The 23,583-nt window shown below is 71.7% G+C and carries 16 protein-coding genes; 5 read left to right on the top strand and 11 right to left on the bottom strand.

Annotated elements, in window-relative coordinates; translation table 11 throughout:
* Positions 1–43: 43 nt before the first annotated feature.
* The 6 genes from hisD to ACIP63_RS17760 all read right to left on the bottom strand — a co-directional run bounded on the left by hisD (position 44) and on the right by ACIP63_RS17760 (position 7,777).
* On the bottom strand, positions 44–1,405 hold the full coding sequence (gene hisD / locus ACIP63_RS17785) for a histidinol dehydrogenase (RefSeq protein WP_401516561.1): 1,362 nt from the start codon (positions 1,403–1,405) through the stop codon (positions 44–46).
* A gap of 105 nt (positions 1,406–1,510) precedes the next feature.
* On the bottom strand, positions 1,511–2,449 hold the full coding sequence (locus ACIP63_RS17780; protein WP_401516559.1) for a LysR family transcriptional regulator: 939 nt from the start codon (positions 2,447–2,449) through the stop codon (positions 1,511–1,513).
* Between the two features lie 173 nt (positions 2,450–2,622).
* Positions 2,623–3,930: an MFS transporter gene (locus ACIP63_RS17775; protein ID WP_401516557.1), complete on the bottom strand. Its 1,308-nt coding sequence runs from the start codon at positions 3,928–3,930 to the stop codon at positions 2,623–2,625.
* Between the two features lie 324 nt (positions 3,931–4,254).
* Positions 4,255–5,589, bottom strand: coding sequence for an MFS transporter (locus ACIP63_RS17770; protein WP_401516555.1), 1,335 nt, complete (start codon positions 5,587–5,589; stop codon positions 4,255–4,257).
* Between the two features lie 48 nt (positions 5,590–5,637).
* The gene (locus ACIP63_RS17765) at positions 5,638–6,642 is read right to left on the bottom strand and encodes a PDR/VanB family oxidoreductase (protein WP_401516554.1); all 1,005 of its coding nucleotides are present in this window, start codon (positions 6,640–6,642) and stop codon (positions 5,638–5,640) included.
* Position 6,643: 1 nt separating this feature from the next.
* On the bottom strand, positions 6,644–7,777 hold the full coding sequence (locus ACIP63_RS17760) for a Rieske 2Fe-2S domain-containing protein (protein WP_401516552.1): 1,134 nt from the start codon (positions 7,775–7,777) through the stop codon (positions 6,644–6,646).
* A gap of 110 nt (positions 7,778–7,887) precedes the next feature.
* On the opposite strand from ACIP63_RS17760, the gene ACIP63_RS17755 reads away from it, so the two are divergent.
* Positions 7,888–8,481, top strand: coding sequence for a PadR family transcriptional regulator (locus tag ACIP63_RS17755; protein ID WP_401516550.1), 594 nt, complete (start codon positions 7,888–7,890; stop codon positions 8,479–8,481).
* A gap of 67 nt (positions 8,482–8,548) precedes the next feature.
* Positions 8,549–9,154, top strand: a complete 606-nt coding sequence (locus tag ACIP63_RS17750; protein ID WP_401516548.1) for a class I SAM-dependent methyltransferase — start codon at positions 8,549–8,551, stop codon at positions 9,152–9,154.
* Between the two features lie 13 nt (positions 9,155–9,167).
* Here ACIP63_RS17750 and ACIP63_RS17745 read toward each other — a convergent pair whose 3' ends face one another.
* A complete protein-coding gene (locus tag ACIP63_RS17745; RefSeq protein WP_401516546.1) occupies positions 9,168–10,520 on the bottom strand; it encodes an erythromycin esterase family protein in 1,353 nt (450 codons plus the stop codon).
* Between the two features lie 116 nt (positions 10,521–10,636).
* Positions 10,637–11,194, bottom strand: coding sequence for a DUF3291 domain-containing protein (locus ACIP63_RS17740; protein ID WP_401516545.1), 558 nt, complete (start codon positions 11,192–11,194; stop codon positions 10,637–10,639).
* 412 nt (positions 11,195–11,606) lie between these two features.
* Between ACIP63_RS17740 and ACIP63_RS17735 the strand changes: the two genes are divergently transcribed.
* Positions 11,607–12,185, top strand: coding sequence for a TetR/AcrR family transcriptional regulator (locus tag ACIP63_RS17735; protein ID WP_401516544.1), 579 nt, complete (start codon positions 11,607–11,609; stop codon positions 12,183–12,185).
* A 333-nt stretch (positions 12,186–12,518) separates the two neighbouring features.
* Positions 12,519–12,959, top strand: coding sequence for an ATP-binding protein (locus ACIP63_RS17730; RefSeq protein WP_401516542.1), 441 nt, complete (start codon positions 12,519–12,521; stop codon positions 12,957–12,959).
* Positions 12,960–13,064: 105 nt separating this feature from the next.
* On the opposite strand, the gene ACIP63_RS17725 is transcribed toward ACIP63_RS17730, so the two are convergent.
* Positions 13,065–13,256 carry a hypothetical protein gene (locus ACIP63_RS17725; RefSeq protein ID WP_401516955.1) on the bottom strand — a complete coding sequence of 64 codons (192 nt, stop codon included), beginning with the start codon at positions 13,254–13,256 and terminating at the stop codon, positions 13,065–13,067.
* Between the two features lie 536 nt (positions 13,257–13,792).
* On the bottom strand, positions 13,793–15,139 hold the full coding sequence (locus ACIP63_RS17720; RefSeq protein WP_401516541.1) for an APC family permease: 1,347 nt from the start codon (positions 15,137–15,139) through the stop codon (positions 13,793–13,795).
* Between the two features lie 193 nt (positions 15,140–15,332).
* Here ACIP63_RS17720 and ACIP63_RS17715 point away from each other — a divergent pair, with 193 nt between their 5' ends.
* Positions 15,333–16,949, top strand: a complete 1,617-nt coding sequence (locus ACIP63_RS17715) for a phytoene desaturase family protein (RefSeq protein ID WP_401516937.1) — start codon at positions 15,333–15,335, stop codon at positions 16,947–16,949.
* On the opposite strand, the gene ACIP63_RS17710 is transcribed toward ACIP63_RS17715, so the two are convergent.
* Positions 16,908–23,573: a beta-ketoacyl synthase N-terminal-like domain-containing protein gene (locus ACIP63_RS17710; protein ID WP_401516539.1), complete on the bottom strand. Its 6,666-nt coding sequence runs from the start codon at positions 23,571–23,573 to the stop codon at positions 16,908–16,910. The two genes, ACIP63_RS17715 and ACIP63_RS17710, sit on opposite strands and share 42 nt — an antisense overlap.
* Positions 23,574–23,583 lie beyond the last annotated feature (10 nt).

Below are 23,583 nucleotides of genomic sequence, written 5' to 3'. Positions count from 1 at the left end.
CCCGCCCCGGCCGACGCGGAGCCGGAGGCGGGGGAGGACGGGATCAGAGCTGTTCGCGCAACGCGTCGGGGACGGAGTCGAACGCACCGGACGTACGGCCGATCCGGTCGATACGGACCGAGGCGGTCGCACCGTGGGCGGCCAGGCCCTCGAAGGCCGAGATCCGCTCGACGGCGGGCGCCAGCGCGGCCGTACCCGCCTCGGTCACCCGCTGGTACGTCAGGGGCTTGAGGAAGCGGGAGACCGACAGCCCCGCGTTGTAGCGAGCGGTCTTGCCCGTCGGCAGCACGTGGTTCGGCCCGGCGATGCCCTTGTCGGAGTACGCGACGGTGGACCAGGGTCCGAGGAAGAGCGACCCGTAGTTGGTGAGGTTCTGCAGGTAGTAGTCGTCGTCCCCGGTCTGGATCTCCAGATGCTCGGGCCCGAGGATGTCCGCCACGGCGACGGCCTCGTCCCGGTCGCGTACGACGATGACGGAGCCGAAGTCCCGCCAGGCGGGTCCGGCGATGTCCCGGGTGGCGAGCGTCTCGAGCTGACGGTCGATCTCGGCGGCGACGGCGCGCCCCGTCTTCTCGGAGGTGGTGATGAGGGCGGCGGGCGAGCTGGGACCGTGCTCGGCCTGGCCGAGCAGGTCGGCGGCGACCCAGGCCGGGTCTGCGGTGTCGTCGGCGATGACGGCCACCTCGGACGGGCCGGCCAGCAGGTCGATGCCGACCTGGCCGAAGAGCTGCCGCTTCGCCTCGGTGACGAAGGCGTTGCCGGCACCGACCAGCATGTCGACCGGGGCCTCGCCCAGCAGGCCGAAGGCCATCGCGCCGAGAGCCTGTACGCCGCCGACGGCGAAGACCCGGTCGGCCCGGGACAGGTAGGCGCCGTAGAGCACGGCCGGGTGGGCGCCGTGCTCGCCCGACGGGGGAGTGCACGCCACCACGGTGGGGACACCGGCCGTCTTGGCCACGCCCACGGTCATGAAGGCGCTGGCCAGCAGGGGAAAGCGGCCGGCCGGGAGGTAGGCGCCTACCCGGGAGACCGGGACGTAGCGCTGCCCGGCCGCCACTCCGGGGGCCACCTCGATCTCGAAGCCGGTCAGGTGCTCGCGCTGGGCGGACGCGAAGCGGTGTGTGCGTTCGTAACCCATTTCCAGGGCGGTGCGGACGTCGGCGGGCAGGGCGTCCCCCGACTTCTTCAGCTCGGCGGCCCCGATCTCCAGCTCGCCGGACCAGCCGTCGAGCTCCTGACCGTAGCCGCGGACGGCGTCCAGGCCCTTGCTCTCGATCTCCTTGAGCATCTGGGAGACGCGCTCGACCACCTTGGGGTCGCGCTGGGCGGGAGGGCCGTCGACCGCCGGCTTCTTCAGCCACTGGAAGGGTGCGAGGGACTTCTGTTCGTCGTGCGTGATCTGCATACCCGGGACGGTAGACGCGCCGCTGCCACAGGGCTAGAGGGGCAGTTCCTGCATCTCCCACAGGGTTTCCCTGTGGGCCGACCGCGGTGCCCACGGGCGGTGCCGTCAGGTCATCAGGCCGTGCCCCATCTCGCGGATGGTGTCCTCGGCGAGGCGGGCGAGTTCCCGGGTGGCGCGGGAGAGGGGGTGCCCGACGCGCCGGACGAGCGCGATGGTGTCGTACAGCGGCTCGGCGAAGGGGGCGGTGTGCAGTCCTGCGGGGAAGGCGGGGCTGGCGATCACGGCTCGGCTGGCGATCGTGTCCCCGGCGCCGGCCGCCACCAACTCCAGTGCCGCCTCCACGCGTTCGAGCTCGATGAGGGGATCGACGCGGACTCCGGCGAGCTGGGCGCGTTCGGCGATCTGCCGCCGGGTCGGGTCCTTCCAGCCGTAATGGGCGTCGTACAGCACGAGAGGTGCCCGCGCGAAGGCCTCGATGGTGACCGGGGTACGGGTGCGCTCGGCGTTCGCGCTGACGTAGTGCACCTCGTCACGCATGAGGGGAGTGACGGCGAGCCCCTCGTCGTCGATCGGCAGGACGACCAGGCCGGCCTCGATCCGCCCCGCCGAGACGGCCGTTGCGGTCTCGGCGGAGTTCTGCCCCACCAGCCGTACACGGACAGCCGGGTACCGGGCGTGGAACATCTGCACGAGGTTGGCGAGCAGGTAGTAGTCGGCGTTGCGCAGCACCCCGAACGTGGCGGTGCCGCCGCCCAGCGAACCCAGTGAGTGCACGGCGCGGGCACCGCTGTCCGCCGCCGCCACCGCCTCCTGGGCGTACGGAAGCAACTCCTGGCCGGCCGAGGTCAGGGTGAGGGTGCGGCTGCCACGGACGAACAGCTCCGCGTCCAGTTCCGCCTCCAGACGGCGGACCAGTTCCGAGGCGGACGCCTGGGCGATGTCCATGGCCTGCGCCGCGGCGGTGAACGAGCCGAGCCGCTCTGCCTCGACGAAGGCCCTCAGCTGGACGAGAGTCATGCTGCCCGGTGAAGTGGTTCTGTGCATGCCTGCACCTTAAGAACTGGTGGCGCCCACCACAGGACAGGGGCCCCGGCCGAAGGCGGCTGCCCGACATGCCGCCCGGGGCGGCGGGCACCGGCGCTCCAGATGTTCGGTGGAGCAGGCGGCAGGAAGAGTCGAGGCGCCGCATGTCGGCGAAGTTCTACGAACATGCCCTGTCAGCCCTTCAGCGGTCCCTTCGCGGTCTCGGGCAGGACCAGGTAGAAGCAAGCGGATACGAGGCACAGTCCCGCCACGTACCAGGGAAACCCTCCGGCGTGACCGGCTTCCTTGAACCAGGTGCCGACATAGGGAGCTGTGCCGCCGAAGAGGGCCACAGTCAGCGAGTAGGGAAAGCCGATCCCCGCGGCCCGTACGCGTGCGGGAAAGATCTCGGCGTTCACGGCCGCTGCCACAGAGGTGTAGCCGGTGAGCAGGACCATGCCCGCGCACTGCACCAGGAGCAGGGAGACGAACGTGTCGGTGACCGAGCCGAGGAGGGGAACGACGAGCGCCGCGAAGCCGATCGCGAAGAAGAGCAGGAGCGGCCTGCGGCCGATCCGGTCGGACAGCATGCCGCCCAGGGGCTGGAGCAGCGCGAAGAAGGCGAGGGAGATGGTGCTGACGACAAGCGCGTCCCCCTTGTCGAAGTCCGCGTTCACCTGGGCGAAGGTGGGCAGGTAAGTCGTCCACGTGTAGTAGGCGATGGTGCCGCCCGCAGTGATGCCGCAGATCAGGAGAGACTCGCGGGGGTGGAGTCGCAGGGCGTCGAAGAGACCGGGGCGTGCACCGCCCCGCTGTTCCGCGGGGCGGGTCTCGTGGGCTCCTCGGCGGATCCAGAGGCCGACGAGGCTGAAGAGCGCGCCGATCAGGAAGGGAACGCGCCAGCCCCAGTCGTTCATCCGGTCGTTGGTGAGGAGAAGCACGAGAAGAGCGGCGACGCCGGATGCGATGAGCTGGCCGATGGTGGTGGAGACGTACTGGAAGCTGGAGAAGAGCCCGCGCCTGCCAGGACCGGCCGACTCGACGAGAAAGGTCGTCGAGGCGGCGAACTCGCCGCCCACCGAAAGCCCTTGGACCAGCCGCGCGATGACGAGAACGACGGGAGCGAGGACGCCGACGGCGTGGTAGGTGGGGGTGAGGGCAACGAGAAGGCTGCCGGCCCCCATCAGCAGAATGGTCGCGGTGAGAGCAGCGCGCCGGCCATGGCGGTCGGCCACTGCTCCCATGAGCAGGCCGCCGATGGGCCGCATGAAGAAGCCGACTGCGAAGACCGCGAAGGTGGCGAGCAGAGGGACCAGAGAGTTGCTCGCGCTTCGTGGAAAGACCTGGTCAGCGATGTAGACGGCGAGGAACGAGTAGGCGTACCAGTCGTACCATTCGGCCGCGTTGCCGACGGAGGCGGCGGCCAGCTGACGGGCCGATGAGCCTGGTGGCGTCCCCGGGGGCTTGCTGTGACCGTTCGCGACATGATCGGTACTCGTCATGATCCGCTACTCCCCCGACGCGGCGGTCCACTAACCCGACACGTCGTGGACGACACGAAGCCGAAGCATGCCTTGAGTTGGCGGGGCGGCCCCGACACCGCGGCGCGTGGGCAGATCTGTTGCCGACGGATGGAGACGTGAACGAAGCCCCCCCCGGTAGCCCTCGCGGACGGCGTCGCCGATGTCCGCGCCGAGTACCGGACCATAGCGGAACCGGTGTTCTCCCTGGTCGGCTTCCGGGTCGGGGAGGAGGGGCGTGCGGCTGTGACGAGAGCGTCGCGACGGAACGCCCAGGCACCGCGTCGCGAGGGGGCCGGGCAGAGGTCAGACGGCGCGTGCCTCCTTGGCTTCGGGGCGGGACTCGGGGTCGTACCGGCGCAGGCCGACCAGGACGAGTGCGCAGGCGGCGACCACCAAGGCGGCACCGACGTAGAGCTGCGTCGCGGAGGCGCCTGTGTCCTTGAGCAGGCCGGCGACGGTCGGGGACAGGATGGCGCCGATGCGCCCCATCCCGAGCGCCCAGCCCATGCCGACGCTGCGGACGTGGGCCGGGTAGAGCGGCGGACCGACGGTGTACGCACCGGCGATGCAGCCGTTGATCAGGGCGCCGACGACGACACCGATGCCGAAACCGAGCCACAGGGTCGAGGTGCTCAGGATGAACACGATCATCATCGCGGCCGAGAGCAGGGAGAACCCGATCAGCACCACCCTCGGCGTACGCACCCGGGCGGCGACGCCGTAGAGGACCGAGCCGACCGTGCCGCCGATGGAGATCGCCATTCCGGCGGTCACCGCCGCGCTCTCCGAGAGGCCCTCCTCGACCAGGAGCGTGGGGGTCCAGCTGTTGACGAAGTAGAAGCCGAACATGATCGTGATGAAGGTGAGCCAGAGCAGGATGGTCGGGGTCATCAGCTGCTTGAGCCAGCCCGAGCCGGCCCGCTCGGTGTCCGTCCGGGTGGCGGCCGCCTGGTCGAGGTCGGTGTCGGTGACGGCCTCCATCCGCATGCGGGCCAGCGTCCGGTTGATCCGTTCCAGCGCACCGCGCGGACGGCGCTGTTCGAGAAATGCGACCGACTCGGGGAGGACGACGGCGATCACTATCAGGGCCAGCAGGGTCCCGATGCCGCCGGCGTGGAAGACGATCCGCCAGTCGCCGCCCAGGGTGGCCTTCGCCACCAGGCTCGCCGCGGTGGCACCGAGCCCGTATCCGGCGGTGTAGATACCGATGGCGAGACCACGGTTCCTGGCGTTGGAGAACTCGCTGGCGATCACGTTGGTGCTCGCCAGGATCCCGCCGACGCCGAGGCCGGTGACGAGACGGAAGACGCCCATCACCGTGGCCGACGGCGCCATCGCCGCGCCGAACATGCCGATCGTGCAGAGGGCGAGGCTGATCAGTATCAGTGGACGCCGGCCGATGACATCGGCGAAGGGCGCGAGCAGCATCGAGCCGATCGCCATTCCGATGAGGCCGACCGAGACCAGCAGCCCGAACTCCGAGCCGTTGAGCCCGAACTCCTCGGTGACCGACGGCCCGGTGAAGGCGACCGCCATGACATCGAAGCCGTCCAGGCAGTTCATGAAGGTGCAGAGCGCGACGATCAGCCATTGGTAGCCGCTCATCGGTGTCTGCGCTATGCGTGCAGCGATGCTCATGGGTGTCCAGGTGGTGAGGGATCCGGGCGTACGCGTTGCTGCACCGGGTCAGGTGAGGTGGAGGGTGAGGACGGCGGGGTCGTCCGGGCCGCTGCCGGCTGTCACTGCTCGGGAGACGCAGAGGCACAGGTGGCCCGAACGTTCCTTCTGGGGCTCGCTCAGGAAGACGTCGCGGTGGTCGATGGTGCCGGTGGAGTCGACCACCTTCGCCAGGCACAGCCCGCACTCGCCCTTGCGGCAGTCCGAGAGAGTCCCGACACCGGCCGCTTCGAGGGCATCGAGGATGGACGCGTCGCGTGCGACGGTGATCTCCCGGCCGAGCTGAGGGAGACGCACCACGAACTCCTCGGCCGGGTGCCGGCCGCTGGAACCGAAGGTCTCGAAGCGCAGGTTGGTGGCCGGCAGGCCGTGTACGGCCCAGCTCTGAGAGACGGCGTTCATGAGCCCGATCGGGCCGCACATGTAGAGCTCGGTGCCCGCCGCGGCGGGCGTCCGGGGGATCTCGGCGACGAGGTCGTCCACCACCAGCGGGGTGCCCTCGTCCACGACGTGGACACGGAGCCTTTCGCCGTGCTCCGCGACCAGTTCATCGAGGTACGCCATCACGCCGCGGCTGCGACCGGCGAACACCAGCGTGTAGTCGGCACCGCGTCGCCGTAGGGCGGAGGCCATCGCCACCAAAGCGGTGACGCCGATGCCACCGGCGACGAGTACGTAGCGGGTGGCCCCCACGGCGAGCGGGAAGTTCTGCAGCGGACCGGTGACGGTCAGCTCGTCCCCGGCCTCCAGCCGGTGCATCGCCGCCGAGCCACCGGACGAGGTGGGGGAGAGCTGCACACTGAGGGTCAGCCGGCGGCCGCCGTCCTCGGATCGCACTACGGAGTAGGAACGCACCCGGCGGGCGCCGTCCCCGGTCTCGACGTCGATGTGCGTGCCTGGCGCGGCGTGCTCGGGCTGCTCGGGGGCCAGGACGATACGGCGGACGCCGACAGCGGCGTCGGACACCTCGACGACCCGGGCCCGCTGCCGACGAAGCCGGGTCCGCACCACCACTTCAGGCCCCCTGACCGGCGGCCGGCACAGAGGTGGAACGCCCCTCGGCCGCGATCATGCGCTCGAGTATCCGGCGTACCCACATCCCTCCGGCGTCGATGTTGAGGCTGTAGAACTCGTGGTCCGGGTTGGCGTCGATGGCGCGCTGCTGGGCGCACAGCATGTCTTCGTCCTCGCCGAAGACCCCGTGCACCGCCTGGCGCAGCTGGGTGGTGATGGTCTGGCTGTCCAGGCGGTAGTTGCGCATGAACGCCCAGAAGTAATGGGAGGTGCGGTCGGTCTCGGGACTGATCGTGTTCATCACGTATCCGTTGACGCCCTGGCTGCGATCGCCCTCGGGCGCACCGGTGCCGGCCTTCGCCACACCGACGTCTATGCGGATCGTGGCCGGTGCCTCGAACTCGATGATCTGCCAGCGGTCGACCTTGCCCGAGAAGCCCGGGAACTTGTCGCGCATGTTCTTCAACCAGAACGGAGGGGCGTCGATGTCGCGCATCCATCGGGCGACGGTCACCGTGTCGCCCTCGTGCGTCACGTCGAACTCGGCCTCCGACAGCTCCTCCTGGCCGATGCTCGACGAGTGCACGAACTCCTCGTGGGTGAGGTCCATGAGGTTGTCGAGGACGAGCTGGTAGTTGCATTCGGCGTGGATCGTCCTGCCGTCGCCGGCCCACGCCGGGTCGTCCATCTGACGCATGTCGGGCACGGCGGCCGGATCGGCCAGGTCCGGATCGCCGACCCAGACCCAGAGGTACCGGTAGCGTTCGACGAGGGGGTAGGAGGGGACCACCGCGCTGGGGTTGATCGTCTCCTGCGCCGGCATTCCTGTGCAGCGGCCGGTCGAGTTGTAGCGCAGACCGTGGTACGGACACTGCAGCTCGTCGCCGAGGATCCTGCCCTTCGACAGCGGAGCGAGCCGGTGCCAGCAGGCGTCCGCGAGGGCCACGGCGCGGCCCTCCGAGTTGCGCCACAACGCCAGCGGTACGCCCGCGACCGTGCGGGCCAGCGGCTGCCGGCCGGTGACCTCGTAGTCCCAGGCGGCGACGTACCAGGCGTTGCGGGGGTAGTTGAAGATCTTCGCCGCTGCGGTGGCCGGTGGCGCGGTATCCAGCGGGGGAGAGACGGAGAGGGACATAGGAACTCCCTATGGAGAGAGGTATGTGTTGCGCGGGTCACAAACTAGCTATGGATATAGTGAGTGGCAAGGGTGTGTACCTTGATCGGTCCGGAAGGGGAGGTAGTGCCTTGTCCCTGCGTTACGCGCTGACCGCGCTGCTCACCGGTCGTCCGATGACTGGGTACGACATCTCGAAGAGCTTCAGCCGCTCGGTGGCCCACGTCTGGCACGCCCCGGACTCGCAGATCTATCCCGAGCTCAACCGGATGGAGCGCGACGGGCTGCTCACCTCGGTCGAGGTGCCCTGGGGCAAGAAGGGAACGAAGAAGGAGTACCACGTCACCGCCGCCGGCCTCGCCGACTTCCGGGCGTGGATGAGCTCCCCGTTGACGCCTCAGCGGCAGCGCGACCCGGCGTTCCTGAAGGCGGCCTACTTCGACTTCGCCGACCCCGCGTCGGTGCGTGAGCAGCTCGCTCAGCAACAGGCGTACTGGCAGGAGCAATTGAGCATGCTCGAAGGCACCCGGGCCGCGCTCGTCGACCGCACTCACCCCACCCTGGCCGCCCGTCTGGCCAAGCTGACCGAGCGGGAGGCCGAGCTAGCGGTGCGCTACAAGGTGTACGCCTACGACGGGCTCATCGCCCGCGCCCGAACCGAGCTGGCCTGGATAGCGGACGGATTCGCCCTCGTCGACGAACTCCACGGCCTCCGACCGGAATGACGTCCTTCGGGGCTGTGTGACCAGCCGATTCTTCGCGCGGCCGCACGGGCGCCCTATAGTTGGCCTCATGAGTCGCTGGACGGATTTGGCCGGGAAGGCATCCGGAGAGGACTACGCCGCACGATTCGCCACTCTGGCCCGCAGCGGCGAGAACGTACACGGCGAGGCGCAGTTCTGTGCGGCTCTCGTGCCTGTCGGAGCGAGGGTGCTGGACGCAGGTTGCGGAACCGGGCGCGTCATGATCCGGCTCGCGGAAGCCGGGTACGACTGTGTCGGGGTGGATCTGGACGCGTCGATGCTGGCGGTGGCGCGGAAGCAGGCGCCTGGACTGCCCTGGTTCCAGAGCGACCTGGCGGAGTTCGAGCCGGCCCGGCTCGGCATCGCAGGAGACTTCGACCTTGTCGTTGCCGCGGGCAACATCTTCCCTTTGCTCGCCCCCGGCACCGAGTCCACGGTGGTCGAGCACCTGTCCGCGGCGCTGCGTCCGGGCGGCCTGCTGGTCGCCGGCTTCGGCCTCGATCGAGCTCACCTGCCGGTGCCGCCCAGCCTCACGCTGTCGGACTACGACGACTGCTGTGCCGCTGCCGGGCTCACCCTCGTCGACCGGTTCGCCACCTGGGATGCCGACCCTTACGACGGCGGCGGCTATGCCGTCAGCGTCCACAGCCGATGAGGTCGTGCGGGAGTCATGGCCGAGGTGTCTGACCACGGTTGTTGCGGTGGCGCACCGGCGGGACGGGTACTTCGGCAGACCGAGGCGGTGGTGGCTTCTCCAGGTCGCTGGTGGTGGAGGCGGGTGTGCTGAGTATGCCGTCGAAGGCGTCGATGACCGGGGTGTGCTGGTAGGTCCCCTGGATACGGATGCGGTCAGGGGCGCCGAGATCCTCGGCCCGGGCCTGACGAAGATCAGCGACGGCGAGTCCGAGGCCGGCCCCGGCGAAGGCCGCTTCGATGCTTCCCGGCACGGGTGGCTCCAGCGGGGTGTCGTGGACGGTGAAGCCGAAGGGAGCGCTCTCGTCACGACGCATGTCGGCGGTGTGGCCGGTGACGCCGGTCAGGCCGAGGGCGAAGTACGCGTCACCCAGGGCGTGGTGCAGGTGCTGCCCCATGGGGAGCCCCGTGAGGTGGCCGTCGAAGGCGATCGGCTCCCTCTGGATGTGGGCGTTGTGCGCCATCAGTACGACGCGGGCGGTGGGTTCCAGCCGGTCCAGGTGCCACAGGAGTGACTCCGCCATGTAGAGGTCGCGGGCGGAGGTGTCGGCTGTGAGACCCTCTCCGGCGAAGAGGGCGGCCATGGCGCGGAAGGTGTAGTCGCCGTGACAGGCGGCCTCCAGGCACCGCAGGGCGGTGTCGTAACTGGGACGGTCTCCGCGGGAGACGTACAGCGGTTCCAGGGAACGGAACCGGATGAGCAGCCGCGCCAGGAGCGCGCTGAGGGTGTCCTGGTCGGTGGTGGCCAGACGCGCCCACGCCGGTGCGGCCACGGCTGCCGAGTCACCGGCGAACGACGCGGCGATCGTGGTCGCGCTCCGGACCGTCGGCAGGGTTTCCGGGTCGATGCGGCGGAGGTAGTCGGCGACCGGGTCCAGGGCGGGGAGCAGCGAGCCGCCGGCCGCCGGGATGTCGATCCCTGCGAAGCGGACCGGTTCCGCGGTGGTGCGGTTGTGGCGGCGGATGAAGCGCAGCGGATCCTGGAGCCCGATGGGGACCGCGGTTGCCAGGAGCGCGGAGAGGTCGTCGTCCGCTCCCGTGCCGTGGGCCCAGGTGTCGAGGGGTATGGCTTCGCAGAAGCCGTACTCGAAGGCCAGGACGGTGAAGCCGCAGCGTTCGACGAGGAACCGCAGGAGGCGTTGGCGCATCGCTGCGAACTCGTCGATGAAATGGGAGTGTTCGCCGAGGGCGACCACACGGGCGCCGTCGAGGATGTCGCGCAGCGGTTCCAGGTCGTCCAGGGGCGCTGAGGGGTCGAGGTGGCTCAGCGGGGTGGCATGGCTGCGGAGCCAGTCGGTGAAGGAGGTCCCATCGGTGGAGGCGGGCATGGTGGCGGCTCATTTCCGAGAGGTGATGGCGAGCGCGGGGGCGGTGGATCACGGGTACGGGAGGGAGTTGTGGCGGGCACGCAGGAGAAGCGAATCCAGTCGTTCGGGCTTCCTTGTCAGCGAACCTGATCGCTCTTCGGCCCGAGGTCTTTGACCCTGGCCGGAGTCCCCTCCGGTGCGAACGCCTGGTGGAAGGTGAAGGCGTCCGGGGCGGCGCCGTGGTCGTGGAGGTGCTCCAGCCTCGAAACCCCGTCCCGCCAGATGGGCGTCACGCCGTCGGAGACCCACCAGCAGACGTGGCCCGGGTGCTCTGCCCTCTCGAACCAGTCGTGGCGCCTGTTCAGTGCGTCACGGTGCAGACCGGTGTAGACGGCGTCGAAGGCGGGGCGCAGGCCGGTCCAGAGTGAGAGTGTCGCGGCCAGGGCGGTGGTTTTCACCGTACGGCCCTTGCCGTACCAGGTCGGGACGGCGAACTCTCCCCATGCGCCCCAGTCCGCCTCGAAGAGCATGCCCTGGTCACCGTCTGCCGCTTCGGCACGAGCGAGGTACCCGGGGTGCTGACTGATCTTCCCGTAGACGGCCTCACCTGTGTCGTAGAACTCGCGCGTGAGAGGTGCGGGATCGGTGAGAGGTGACTTCAGGACGCCGAACGTGTACAGCGCCAGGTGGGGCATGCGTCTCTCCTTGATCGGGGATGCCTGGTGTGGGTCCGGTTCGGTGGCTCGCACATGGGGCGAGGATTCGTGGGCCTGGCCCACTCATCCCGTCGCGGGTGGCCCAGCCCGAAGGAATCCTGCGCGACCGTGGGCGGTCGCCGAGGACCAGGTGAAGGTAGCTGCCTCTTCGCGCCGTGTCGAAGTTGCGTTTTTCTCGTCCAAGTGGCCTCGTGTACCGGTCATTTGGGGGGCTGGGGCGGTGGCCGGCAGGGCAGGCCGAGGGCTCCGCACCAACCATGATCACGTCAGCGTCCACACACTCACCCACCCTCCCGAAGGCACGGCACGTGCCGTGCCGTTCCGCCTGAAGCGTGCCGGGACGATGCAGCCCTGTCAAGCACGGCACGTGCCGTGCCGTTACTGTGGGAACATGACCAACGCCCGTCGTAGCGGCCCCGACCTGACCAGAGCCATCATGCGAACCACGCTCGATCTGGGGCAGGAACTCGGCTACGCCAAACTCAGCATCGAAGCGATCGCTGCCCGGGCCGGCGTCGGCAAGCACACCATCTATCGCCGATGGCCCTCCAAGGGCGCCCTGCTGCTCGACTCGCTGCTGTCGCTCGGCGAGTCAGCCCTGGACTACCCCGACACGGCTGATGTCGTCGCAGACCTGCGCAAGCAGATCTACGAGACCGTCGACCTCCTGGCCACGGCACCGCTCCGCCCCCTCTTCCAGGCTCTGGTCGGCGAGGCCCAATTCGATCCCGGCGTAGCCAGGGCGCTCAATGAGCGGTTCATCGCCCCACAGGCGGACAAGACCGTCGCGCGCCTCGAGGCAGCACGCGAACAGGGCCAACTGGCGCCGGACTTCGACCTGGACCTGGCGATGGCGGTCCTCTCCGGCCCCTTGTACTTCCGCCTGCTGATCACCCAGGAACCCGTGACCCACGCATACGTCGACCGAACTCTCGACGCCCTCTTCGCCGGGATGGGACCACGGCCGTGACGTGAACCAGTTACGGCGCCCGGACTCGCGGACAACCCGCGCCGGGCGATCGTAGGGACGGGCACTTCGCGGGAGCCGGACCGCCGTGGTCAGGCGCCTGCCGAACCCGGGGCTTCGGGTGGCTGGTGGTTGACGGCGGGTGCACAGTCCAGTCCGAGCACGGGGTGGACGGTGGGGGCGCTCCTCCCAAGGGGGGTGAGGTGCGTGTGCCCGGACATTCCACGGACGGACCCTGCTTCGGCGTCGGGACGCCGGCCGGACCGCATGCGTCGTCGGGGGGTGTACACCGAGGGCGGGGGTAGGTGGTGAGGAGAGCCGAGCGAGGGAGAGACGATGGCGAAGGACACGTCGCTGCGTGCGATGGGGTGGGCGCAGTCGTTTCCGGTGACGCAAGGGGTGCGGGCCGGCCGCCGGTGGACGCGGGAGCACCTGGCGTCCCTGGAGTGGACCGAGGACGCCCCCGAGACGGTGGACGCGATCCTGCTCAGCGTCTCCGAGCTGATCACCAACGCACACGTTCACGCGCACAGTGACGCCCAGCTGGTTCTCACCTGGGACAGCCACTGCCTGCACGTGAGTGTCCACGACTCCGATTCCGTGCCTCCCGCCAAGCAGCCCGAAGACCTCACGACGACCGGGGGGCGCGGAATGGCCATCATCGACGCGCTCGCCGACGGCTGGGCCACGCATCCGCAGGCATCGGGCAAGACGGTCACCGCCTGCTTCGTGCCGCCGGGCGCTCCGAAACCCCGGCACGGCGGGGACGTGAGCTGAACTCCGGGCGGCAGCGCCCCGGAACGTGAGGAACGGCGTCCTGGGCCGACCCGGCACGGCCGGCACACGGCATCGCGGAGTGAGCGCGTCGCGCTCGCGCGGGGGTCAGTGCCTGAAAGCGTCCTTCTCCTTGGCCTGGCGGGCGTCGCCCTCGGGCGGGTCGGCCCGGTCTTCGGCGGTGAGGCGTTCGTCGTCCGCCGGCGCTCCGGCCCACAGCCGCGCCGCGGTCTCCCCGCTCACCCGGCCGGGACCGGGGACCGAGGTCGATGAGAGAGTCGTACGGCGGCCGATGGACACACACCGGACTGGCCTGGCCGGGTCTGGCGCCACCCGGATGGTTCCTTCGCCGAGTGGTGAGCGCCCGGCGCTCAGGCTCCGCCGCCTCCCGCCAGCGGCCCGAGGACCTGGCCCCGGCCCTGGAAGCGGGGGCCCGCGTCCTGCATCTGACCGGCATCACCTGCGCGCTCGGCGACGGTCCTCCGGCAGCGGTGCGGTCCGCTGCCGCGTACGCCGCCGAGCGCGGCTGGACGGTTTCCCTGGACGTCGACCACCGCACGCGGCTGTGGAGCCGTGACGCCGCGGTGGCGGCGCCGGCCCTGGCCCCGAGAACCGGGCGACCGGCGAGAGCACCGGTGTGGGCCGTGCCCCGGAGAGAAGGGGGACGGCCCACGACGCCCAGGGGGCGTCAGGCGACGGCTCGAACCACGTCTGCGTGAGCGAGACCGGTTCGTCCACGTACACGCCGAAGCGGACGGTCCCGTGCCCAGCCGTCAGGCTGTGCTGTACGCCGTCCGGGAACGTGCCTCGACCGGATCGCCGTGGGTTCCGCGGGCTCACCGACGGGACAGCCCGCCGCGGGTCGCTGAGCGTGACCGCGCCGCGGCGACGGCGCCGAGCACCGCGCCGACAGCCAGGACGAGGAGCCCCCTCAGCCAGACCTCCTGCTCGATCCGGGTCGCGAGCACGACGCAGGACACAGCCCCGAGAACGGGTACGGCCGTCGGCGCCCGGAAGTGGTCGCGAGGGGCGGCATCGCGGCGCAGCACCAGGAGCGCGGTGTTGACGAGGAAGAAGACCACGAGGAGGAGCAGGACCAGGGTGGAGGCGAGGGTGGAGACATCGCCGGTCAGCGCCAGGAGCAGCGCGAGGCCGGTGGTCACGGCGATGGCGGCCCAGGGCGTTCGGCGGCCGGGCAGCACCTTCGTCAGGAAACGGGGCAGGAGACCGTCCCGCGCCATGCCGTAGGCCAGTCGTGAGGACATGATGCCCGTGAGCAGGGCCCCGTTCGCGACGGCCACCAGGGCGATGGCGCTGAAAAACTCCGTGGGGACCCCGCCGGCGGCCCGGACGACTTCGAGGAGCGGCCCGCTCGACCCGGCGAGCGTCCCGGTCGGCACGGCCGCCGCGGCGGCTGCTCCGACCAGGGCGTACACCGCGCCCGCCGTGACCAGTGCGCCGAACAGCGCCCTCGGATACGAGCGGCGGGGGTCACGGGTCTCCTCAGCCACGTTGACGGAGGTCTCGAACCCCACGAAGGAGTAGTAGGCCAGCACCGCTCCGCTCAGCAGGGCGGCCGCGGGCCCCTCGCTCGAGGTGCCCAACGCGGTCAGCCTTCCCAGGTCCCCGTCGCCGCGCAGCACGATCCAGGCACCGAGCCCGATCACGAGCAGCAGCCCGCCGACCTCGACCACCGTGGCGACGACGTTGGCCCGGGTGGACTCGCTGATCCCCCGGGCGTTCAGCAGCGCCAGCGCGACCAGGAAGACGATCGTCACCAGCGCCACGGGGAGGGAGACGAACTCGGACAGGTAGTCGCCGCCGAACCCACGGGCCAGTGCGGCCACCGACACGACTCCGGCGGCGAGCATGCAGAAACCGGCGAAGAACCCGACGAACGGTCCGTAGGCCAAGGTGGCGTAATGCGAGGCACCGCCCGCACGTGGATATTTGGTGACCAGCTCCGCGTAGGAGGCCGCTGTCAGCAGGGCCAGGCACAACGCCGCGAGCAGGGGAGCCCACACGGCGCCGCCCGATTCGGCGGCGACCTGGCCCACCAGGACATACACCCCCGCCCCGAGGACGTCCCCGAGGATGAAGAAGTAGAGCAGCGGGGTGGTCAGGGACTTCTTGAGCGTGGCCGGGGAGTCCGGCGCCGAGGGCGTCGCAGGAGGTGGTTTCACATGATCCCGTATACCCGGCCGGGTGCCCGGCAGGCGGCGGAACCCCCGGATGCTTGCGAGAGTGAGGAGGTCCGAACGGTCCGGTACGGGAGCCGGCGCATCCGACGGGGTCCGTCGGACCACCGCAGCTGTCGGCAGGACACGGCGGCGGGGCCGGGCGGACCAGGAACGTCGGGAACACATGGAGGTATCGATGCCGGACGCGGTGGTCATCGGGGCGGGGCCGAACGGCCTCGTCGCCGCGAATCTCCTCGCCGCTGCGGGATGGAGCGTGGAGGTGCTGGAGGCGCAGCAGGAGCCGGGCGGCGCGGTCCGCAGCGACCGCGGCGTCCATCCCGACTACGTGAGCGACCTCTTCAGCGCCTTCTACCCGCTGGCCGCCGCCTCCCCGGTCCTCGGCGGCCTGGAGCTCCACGAGGAAGGGCTCAGATGGAGCCGCGCCCCGCGCGTGCTGGCGCATCCGCTGCCGGACGGCCGGTGCGCGGTCCTCGAACGCGGGGCGGAGGACACAGCGGCGGGGCTGGACACGTTCGCGGCGGGCGACGGGGCAGCCTGGCTCGATCTGTACGGCACGTGGAGCCGCCTGGGTCCCGACATCCTGCGGGCCCTGTTCACCCCCTTCCCGCCGGTACGCTCCGCCCTCCGTCTCGCCGCCAGGCTCCGGGCGTCCGGCGGTCTGCGGATGGCACGGACGATGGTGCTGCCCGTGCGCCGCCTCGGGGAGGAGGAGTTCCGCGGCGAGGGGGGCAGGCTCCTCCTCGCGGGCAACGCGCTGCACGCGGACCTCGGCCCGGAGGCCGCGGGAAGCGGAGGCTACGGATGGCTCATGTCCATGCTCGGCCAGACCTACGGCTTCCCGGTGCCGGTAGGGGGAGCCGGGGCGCTCACAGCGGCCCTGGTGCGCCGGCTGGAACGGCACGGCGGCGTGGTCCGCTGCGGAGAGCGCGTGACCGAGGTCGTCGTACGCGGCGGACGCGCCGTCGGCGTACGCACCGCGGGGGGCGAAGCCGTACCGGCCTCCCGTGCCGTCCTCGCCGACGTGTCCGCGCCGGCGCTGTACGGCGAACTGGTCGGCGCACGGCACCTGCCCGGCCGGATGCTGAGCGACCTGCGCCGGTTCCAGTGGGACTTCGCAACGTTCAAGGTCGACTGGGCGCTGAACGGTCCCGTGCCCTGGACCGCCGGGGACGCGTCCACGGCGGGAACCGTCCACCTGGCCGACGGGGTCGACGGCCTCACCCGCTTCGCCGCCCAGATCGCGACAGGCCAGGTGCCCGACCGCCCCTTCCTCCTCTTCGGGCAGATGACCACCGCCGACCCCACGCGCTCGCCCGCCGGCACGGAGTCGGCTTGGGCGTACACCCACGTCCCGCACAGGATCAAGGGGGACGCGGGCGAGGACGGCCTTACGGGGCGATGGGACCGGCGCGAGCAGGAAGCCATGGCCGACCGCATGGAGAACGAGGTCGAACGCTGGGCACCCGGATTCCGCTCCCGCATCACGTCCCGGCGTCTCCTCGCGCCGCCCACCATCGAGTCCATGGACGTCAACCTGCACGGCGGCGCGATCAACGGCGGGACCGCAGCCGCGCACCAGCAACTGGTGTTCCGCCCGACGGCCGGCACCGGGCGGCCCGAGACACCGGTGAAGGGCCTGTACCTCGCGTCGGCCTCGGCCCACCCCGGCGGCGGCGTGCACGGAGCCCCCGGCGCCAACGCCGCGCGTGCGGCGCTGCGCGGAAGGAGCGGGTACGGGCTGCGCGCACCGTCAATGCCGTGGGCCGTCCGCGCGGGGCGGAACACCGGGTGACGTGTGCGGTGGACGGTCCGCCCCGGACACCACGCGCATACCGAGCCCACGTACCCGGTAGATGCATGTGTCATCGCCCCAGAGCGACGCGTCCGCCACCGCATAGGGGCCCCGCTCGTCCGTGCCGCTCTCCACGATGTCCATGTCCACCCGGATCAGTTGGTGGGCAGGCGTGATCTGGCCCCGGTACGTCCAGGCCGTGTCACGGCCGGGCAGCACCGGCTCGAACCTGGGGTACGGGATGCCGTCGCCCGCTCCCCGTTCGATGAGGTGGTACTGGAGCAGCTGGCACATGGCCTCGAGGCCCAGGGAGCCGGGCTGCACCGGATCCTGGAAGAAGTGGGCCTGGAAGAACCAGGCGTCCGGGCGGACGTCCTTCTCCGACCGCAACCGGCCGAGTCCCGCGCTCCCCCCGTCCGGCCAGTAGCCCGTGATCCGGTCCAGCATCAGCAGCATGGGACCCGGGAGGCACGGCTTCCCGGCGCAGTACCGGGCGGGCCGGGCGGTCAGATCGACCGTACGGCCGCAGGGCTCGTCGAGGCGTGCCCGGTCGTCCGCCGACGCCGCGAGACCCTGCTGGTCCTCGAAGGCCGACGGAGGGAAGTAACCGAAGGCCGTGGAGAGTTCGAGCACGGGCACGCCGTCAGCCGTGCACGACACCCGGAACGACTCGATGATCATGTCCCCGCTGCGCGAGACACGCGTCAGTTCGGCACGGGTACGGACCGTACGCGTCACCGGGGTCACCTCGCCGGTGACCGTCCCCGACCCGTCGAGGTTGCGGAAGAGCAGGTCCATGCCGGTGGTCAGCGCGCTGCCCACGTACGAGGCGAGCCACCCGCAGGGTTGCAGCGCGATCTCCATGAGCACGGCGAACGGCACGGTGTGGCCACCGCTCTGCTCGAAGTACCAGGCCTCCGCCGGTACGTCGTACTCCGCGACGACGGTGCTGCCCTCCCGCATCCCGGCCTGCGGCCCGTCCACGGAGGCGATCCGGCTCATGAAGTGGTACGGCGGTCCGGGGAGCCGGGCCACCCTGCGGGTGCCGTCGAAGGGCTCGTACATGGCGCCGAACGCCTCGCTCGGCCTGCCCCAGGCGCACGCCAGCAGCGAGGCGTAGCCGAAGGGGAATCCGTCGGCTGCCACAGCCACCGGCTTCTCCTCGCGGTGCCCGGCCAGCCCGCCGAGCCGCGGCAGCGGCACCGGGTCTCCGCCGGCCTGGACGAGGGGCGGGCCCGAGTGCCGCCACCGATCCAGCGGCCAGTCGGGTACCAGCCGCAGTGCCATGCCGCGGCCCAGGAACGCCTTCGTCCCGTCCACCGAGCCCAGCACGTCGGCGTGGAGCGTCGGTTCCGGCCCTGCCGAGACGCCGCGTACGAACACCTCGTAGACGACCCGCCGGCCCTCCGGGGTCGCCTGGCCCCTGCACATCGCCGTGTAGGGGATCCCGCTGACCGGTTCGAAGCGCCAGCCGTCCCGGTCGACGGTGAAGCCCATGGCCGTCAGATAGAACGCCATCGCCTGGAGGCCGCCCTGGAGCATCAGAGTGCCCGGCATGCAGGGGTCGTTCTTGAAGTGTCCGGCGAAGAACCAGTCGTCCGGCGACAACGCGGTCTCGGCACGCAGATAGCCCCGGCCCCACGGGCCGCCGGCCGGGTCGAAGCCGGTCACCTCGTCCAGCAGCCGCAGCCGGCCCTCGTCGAGCCTCGGCGAGCGGACATGGGCCGCCGTCGCCTCCCAGCCCGGCCCGAAGCAGTCCACCGGCCGCCCCTCCCCGAGGGCCCGCACCCGGTCCGTGCCGAAACGGGTCTGTCCGCAGCGCACGGCAGGCGGGTCGAGCGGCAGGTCGTCGCCGGGCGCGTGCTCGGAGGGATCCCACCGGACACCGCCGCTGCCGGCGAGCTCCGCGGGGGTGAAGAACCCGGCCTGGCCCTCACGGACGCTGAGCCGGAGCTCGCCGTCCACGTAACAGTCGTAATGGAAGAAGGCCAGCCGGACGCCCTCCTCCTCCGCATGACCGTCGACATGGATCTCGAAGCACAGCGTGTCCCCGGCTCGCGGCGGCTCGCCGTGGAACGTCACCTCGCAGCCCAGCAGCCGGTAGGCGCGCTCGCCCCGGTTGATGAGGTCGACACCCAGCCAGCTGAGCAGGAGCAGATCGGCCTGGCCCGCCTCGATCAGCAGACCGGCCGGCATGCGCCCCGTGGAGTCCAGGTACCAGCTGTCGGCCAGCACGTCGGTCTCCGTCCAGATCCTTCCGTCCGTGCGCACCGGATCCGGCAGGGTGAGCGCCGCGGGCACCGCGTCGATGCCGGTGACCCGGTCCGCGAACAGCATCGGCGGCCCTGGCATCCGGGTCTGCACCGCGTATCCGTCCTGCTCGGCGAAGCGCGGGCCGAACAGGGCGGAGATCTCACGGGAGGCGAGGTGCTCCAACTGGGCGCGGTCGAACGCCGGACCCGGCCTCGGGGCGGGCACGGGTGGCGGCTGGACGGCCGGGGAAGGCCCGACGGGGGCGTGACGCCGTACGGGAACGGGGTTCGGCGGCACCGCGGCCGTCAGCGCGGTCACGGCGAGCGCCGACACCTGCAGGAACCGCTGATGAGCCTCCGTGTGCCCGGCCAAGACCTCCTGGTGCAGCGCGGCGACCCGCAGACTCTGCCGGGCGACCGCGGCCCGCACTCCCACCGCCCCCCGCTCCTCCGCGCTTTCGGCAGGCGGCCGGAGCCGCTGTTCCACGGTGCCGGGGGAGGGGACGGCGAGAGCGGCCGGGGCGGTGAGGCCGCCGGAGTCCCGCGCAGGCGGGACGGCCGGTGCGGCGGAGGGCCGGGGAACACGGTCCTGCGGGGCGGCGGAGGGACGCCCGGGGCCCCCGTCCGGTACCGGGGCCAGTTCGGGGGCCCGGGGCAGGATCGTCACAACAGGCTCCACGGGCGGCGGCAGGCACGGAGACGGGATCACGGGAACGGTGACGGTGGGCCCGGGCCGCGGGAGATCGGTGGCGGCCTCGGCGAGCCGGGCGAACACCTCGTCGGCCCGCACGGGCACTCCGGCGACGACGAGTTCGGCCACCGCCAGGCACAGCTGGCGCAGTCCGGTGTCCTCCGGGGAGTCCAGCGCGACGGCCACGTGCTCCCGGTCGCCGAGCACCCGCTTGATCCAGCCGGTGCACAGCCTCCTCGGCCCGTGCTCCACGAACAGCCGGACACCGTCGGCCCACGCCTGCTCGACCGTGGCCGCGAAGTCGATCGTGCCCAGCCCCTGAGCGGTGATCGCCTCGGCGGCACGCTCGGCCGTCGGCCGGTACGCCTGCCCGGTGGCCCCGCTGTAGAACCGCACCCCGGGGACCTCGACCGTGGGCCGGCGGTGGGCTTCGCGCCACACCTCCCGGACCTCGGCCAACTCCGGTGCGTGGGCCGCCATGTCGTAGTCCAGCTCGATCGCACGGTTGGCGCCGAGCCTGGCCACGACAGCCGCGCACGCCCGGGACTCGCCACCGATGACGCAGACCCCGGGCGCGTTCACCGCCATCAGATGGACCGCGGCCTCCGTGGCGAGCTCCGCACGGACTACGTCCAGGGGGACGCTGACCAGGTAGCTCGACCACCGGGAGCCCGTGATACCCCGTCGCTGCCAGTGGCGCCGGACCGCCCGGAGCTCACCGGTCAGTTCGGTCGTGAACAGACCGCTGTCCCGGGTGGCCTCGTACAGCCCCGAGGCGTCCGGCCAGGCCCCCAGCGCGACCAGGGCGGCCGACTCGCCGGAGGAGTACCCGAGCGCGGCGTCCGGCCGCAGGCCGAGCACCTCGCGGGTGAACACGGTGTGCAGGACGGAGAGTTCGGCGGCGGCCCAGATCTGGCCGAGCACCCCCCGCTCCGGCTCCGGCCCGGACCGCAACCGCGTGCCCAGCGCCCGGTGGCCGTCCCGGACGGCCTCGCCGAGCGACGGCAGGGCGAGCGCCAGCTCATGGCCCATACCCGGATACGCGGCCGAGCCGTTGGTGTACACGAACGCGGTCCGCCCGTCGACCGGCCCGTCCCTGTACAGCACATCGGCGGGGCGGGGCCCGCCCTCCGTCAGCCAGCGGCGGGCGGCCGCCCTACGGTCCGGGAGGGCGGTGTCGCCGCCGACCACGAGGGCCAGCCGGGCCGGGCCGGCGCCGGACTCCGTACCCGAGTCCAGCGCGGCCAGCACCTCCCGGCGGTCGGCCCCGGAGAAGACGTGCAGACGCGGAGCCGGTCCCCGCAGCCACGGCCGGGGGTCACCCGTGCGCAGGCGCACGCTCGCGGCCGGCCCCTCCATCGGCGTCACCACGGCCCGCGCGGTGTGGGCGACGGCCGCGGTGTCCGCGGGCCCGCCCGGACGCGGCACCGCGCGGTGCTGGAGCGCGACCGCCGCGACCGCGACGGAGACCAGCCCGGACGCGGCGTGAGCCCGCCCGAAGGCCGACGCCGGGTCGAACGCCGCTCCGGGGGCGTCGCCGATGACCATGTCGGGCTCGTCACAGGCCCCCTCGTCCAGCAGGGCGACGACGGTGTCGCCGTCCCTGCGCGCGGCGTCCAGGGGCTTGAGGACCAGGACGACCGCCGCGTCCCCCGGATCGCCCTCACTCCCGAGCTCCCGCAGGGCCGCCCGGTGAACCGCCTCGCAGGACAGGTCGGTGGCACCGACGAGCGCCGCATCCGCCTCCCCCGACCGGACGGCCCGCGTCGCGACCTCAAGCGCCACCAGCCCGGACGCCTCCTCCGCGGACACCGCGAACGACGGTCCGGCCAGGTCCAGTTGGGTACTGATCCGGCTCGCCACGAGGTTCGGCATGCTGCCCACCACCCCCTCCGCGGTCATGGGCGGCACGAACGCGTCCCGGGACGGGCCGGCCGGCGGCACCGGCACGCCCTGCCCGGCGGCCTGCTCCAGCCAGTGCGGAACCCGCCAGCGGGCGCCCGCCCGGGCCACCTCGGGGTCCACCCCCATGCCGATGACCACCATGGTCCGCTCGCGAGGCAGGACCACCGCCCGTGCGGCCTCCCGAGCGGCCTCCAGCACCAGAAGCTGGTGGCGTACGGTCCGCTCCAGCCCCGACGGCGGGAAGCACAGGCCGGTGAGCTCCACCGCGATCTCCGTGGCGGGGCCGCGCCGTTCACCGCCCAGCACCGCCCGGCGGAAGTCCTCGACACAGGTCCCGTCGCCGACCCGGGCGCCGAGAGCGACGATCGCCACCGCCCGGCCGCCGGAAGACCCGTCGGGCCGCCGTACTGCACTCGTCCCACGGCGCGGAGGCCGCGGCACCGCGGCCGGAGGAGCGTCCTCCGCGTGGTCCACGACCAGGTGGGCGTTGGTCCCGCCGAACCCGAAGGCGCTCACCGCCGCCCTGCGCGGCCCCGCCCACTCCTCCGGAGCGGTGAGCACCCGCAACGGCGTGCCCGCCAGCGCGTCCAGCGGCCGGTCCGCGCCGAGTGTCGCCGGACGGACTCCCGCCCGCAGCGCACCGAGCACCTTGAGCAGCCCGGCCACGCCCGCCGAAGCCAGCAGGTGCCCGACGTTCGACTTCGCCGAACCGATGGGCACGTCGTCACCGGCCCCGAAGACCCGGGCCATGCCCCGCACCTCCACCGCGTCACCGACCGGCGTCCCCGTCGCATGACACTCGACGAGCGACACCGAGTCGGGAGCGACGCCCGCCATGCCGTAGGCCAGGCGCATGGCCCGTACCTGACCCTCCTCCGACGGGCTGATCAGCCCGGAACCGCGCCCGTCGTTCGACAGCCCCACACCGCGGATCACACCGAACACGGGCACGCCGGAGGCGCGGGCCTCGGACAGCCGCATCAGGGCGACGAAACCGGCGCCCTCACCGTGCACCAGCCCGTCCGCGTCCCGGTGGAAGGGGCGGCTGCGCCCCGAGCGGCTCGTCGCGGACAGGCCGCAGAACCCCACGTGCAGATAGAGGGGATCGGGCCGGCTGACCCCACCGGCCACCATCAGATCGGCGGTGCCGTCATGCAGCCGGTCGCACGCCAGCTTGATCGCGTACAACGAGGACGCGCAGGCCGCGTCGAGGGCCCACGCCCCTGCGCCGAGGCCGAGCGCACGGGCCGCGAGCCGGGCGGGCAGCCCGGAGGAGAAGCGGTTGCGCGCATCGGGGCGCGCCCGGTGTCCACCCCTCAGCAGGGCGTCACGGAGCGGGGGCCGCTGCGCGGACAGCCAGACGTGTTCGGAGAAGGCCGCCCCGGCCTGCGTGGGGTACGACAGGTTCCCCATCACCAGGCCCCCGCGCGGCACCGGCCCCACGCGGCCCGCCTCCGTCAGCGCCTGGCGCACCCCGTACAGGACCCAGTGGAAGAGCGGGTCCAGGGAGGAGAGCCGCTCCGGGGGGATCCGGAATCCGCCCGGATCGAAGACGGACTCGAACCCCTCGACGTAACCGCCGACATCGGTCCACGTGCGGTCGAGGTGGTCGTCCACCGGGCCCATGGCCCAGCGGCGCGGCAACCGCCAACGACCCGCCGGGGCAGCCGTCACCGTGCTGCGGCCGGCGGAGATGTTCTCCCAGAAGGTGTCCGGGTCGAGCGCGCCGGGCAGCACACAGCCCCGGCCGACGACGGCGATCGGTTCAAAATCCATGCGGGCACTC

It is taken from the genome of Streptomyces sp. NPDC088746 (assembly GCF_044751065.1).
Taxonomy (GTDB): domain Bacteria; phylum Actinomycetota; class Actinomycetes; order Streptomycetales; family Streptomycetaceae; genus Streptomyces.
Note: the sequence above shows the minus strand (reverse complement) of the source record. Positions and strands in the feature narration are given on the sequence as shown.

Bases quoted from the DNA above. Each gene is read 5' to 3' on its own strand.
- hisD (WP_401516561.1), bottom strand. From the start codon at position 1,405: ATGCAGATCACGCACGACGAACAGAAGTCCCTCGCACCCTTCCAGTGG.
- ACIP63_RS17730 (WP_401516542.1), top strand. From the start codon at position 12,519: ATGGCGAAGGACACGTCGCTGCGTGCGATGGGGTGGGCGCAGTCGTTT.
- ACIP63_RS17715 (WP_401516937.1), top strand. From the start codon at position 15,333: ATGCCGGACGCGGTGGTCATCGGGGCGGGGCCGAACGGCCTCGTCGCC.
- ACIP63_RS17780 (WP_401516559.1), bottom strand. From the start codon at position 2,449: ATGCACAGAACCACTTCACCGGGCAGCATGACTCTCGTCCAGCTGAGG.
- ACIP63_RS17740 (WP_401516545.1), bottom strand. From the start codon at position 11,194: ATGCCCCACCTGGCGCTGTACACGTTCGGCGTCCTGAAGTCACCTCTC.
- ACIP63_RS17760 (WP_401516552.1), bottom strand. From the start codon at position 7,777: ATGTCCCTCTCCGTCTCTCCCCCGCTGGATACCGCGCCACCGGCCACC.
- ACIP63_RS17710 (WP_401516539.1), bottom strand. From the start codon at position 23,573: ATGGATTTTGAACCGATCGCCGTCGTCGGCCGGGGCTGTGTGCTGCCC.
- ACIP63_RS17735 (WP_401516544.1), top strand. From the start codon at position 11,607: ATGACCAACGCCCGTCGTAGCGGCCCCGACCTGACCAGAGCCATCATG.
- ACIP63_RS17770 (WP_401516555.1), bottom strand. From the start codon at position 5,589: ATGAGCATCGCTGCACGCATAGCGCAGACACCGATGAGCGGCTACCAA.
- ACIP63_RS17775 (WP_401516557.1), bottom strand. From the start codon at position 3,930: ATGACGAGTACCGATCATGTCGCGAACGGTCACAGCAAGCCCCCGGGG.
- ACIP63_RS17745 (WP_401516546.1), bottom strand. From the start codon at position 10,520: ATGCCCGCCTCCACCGATGGGACCTCCTTCACCGACTGGCTCCGCAGC.
- ACIP63_RS17750 (WP_401516548.1), top strand. From the start codon at position 8,549: ATGAGTCGCTGGACGGATTTGGCCGGGAAGGCATCCGGAGAGGACTAC.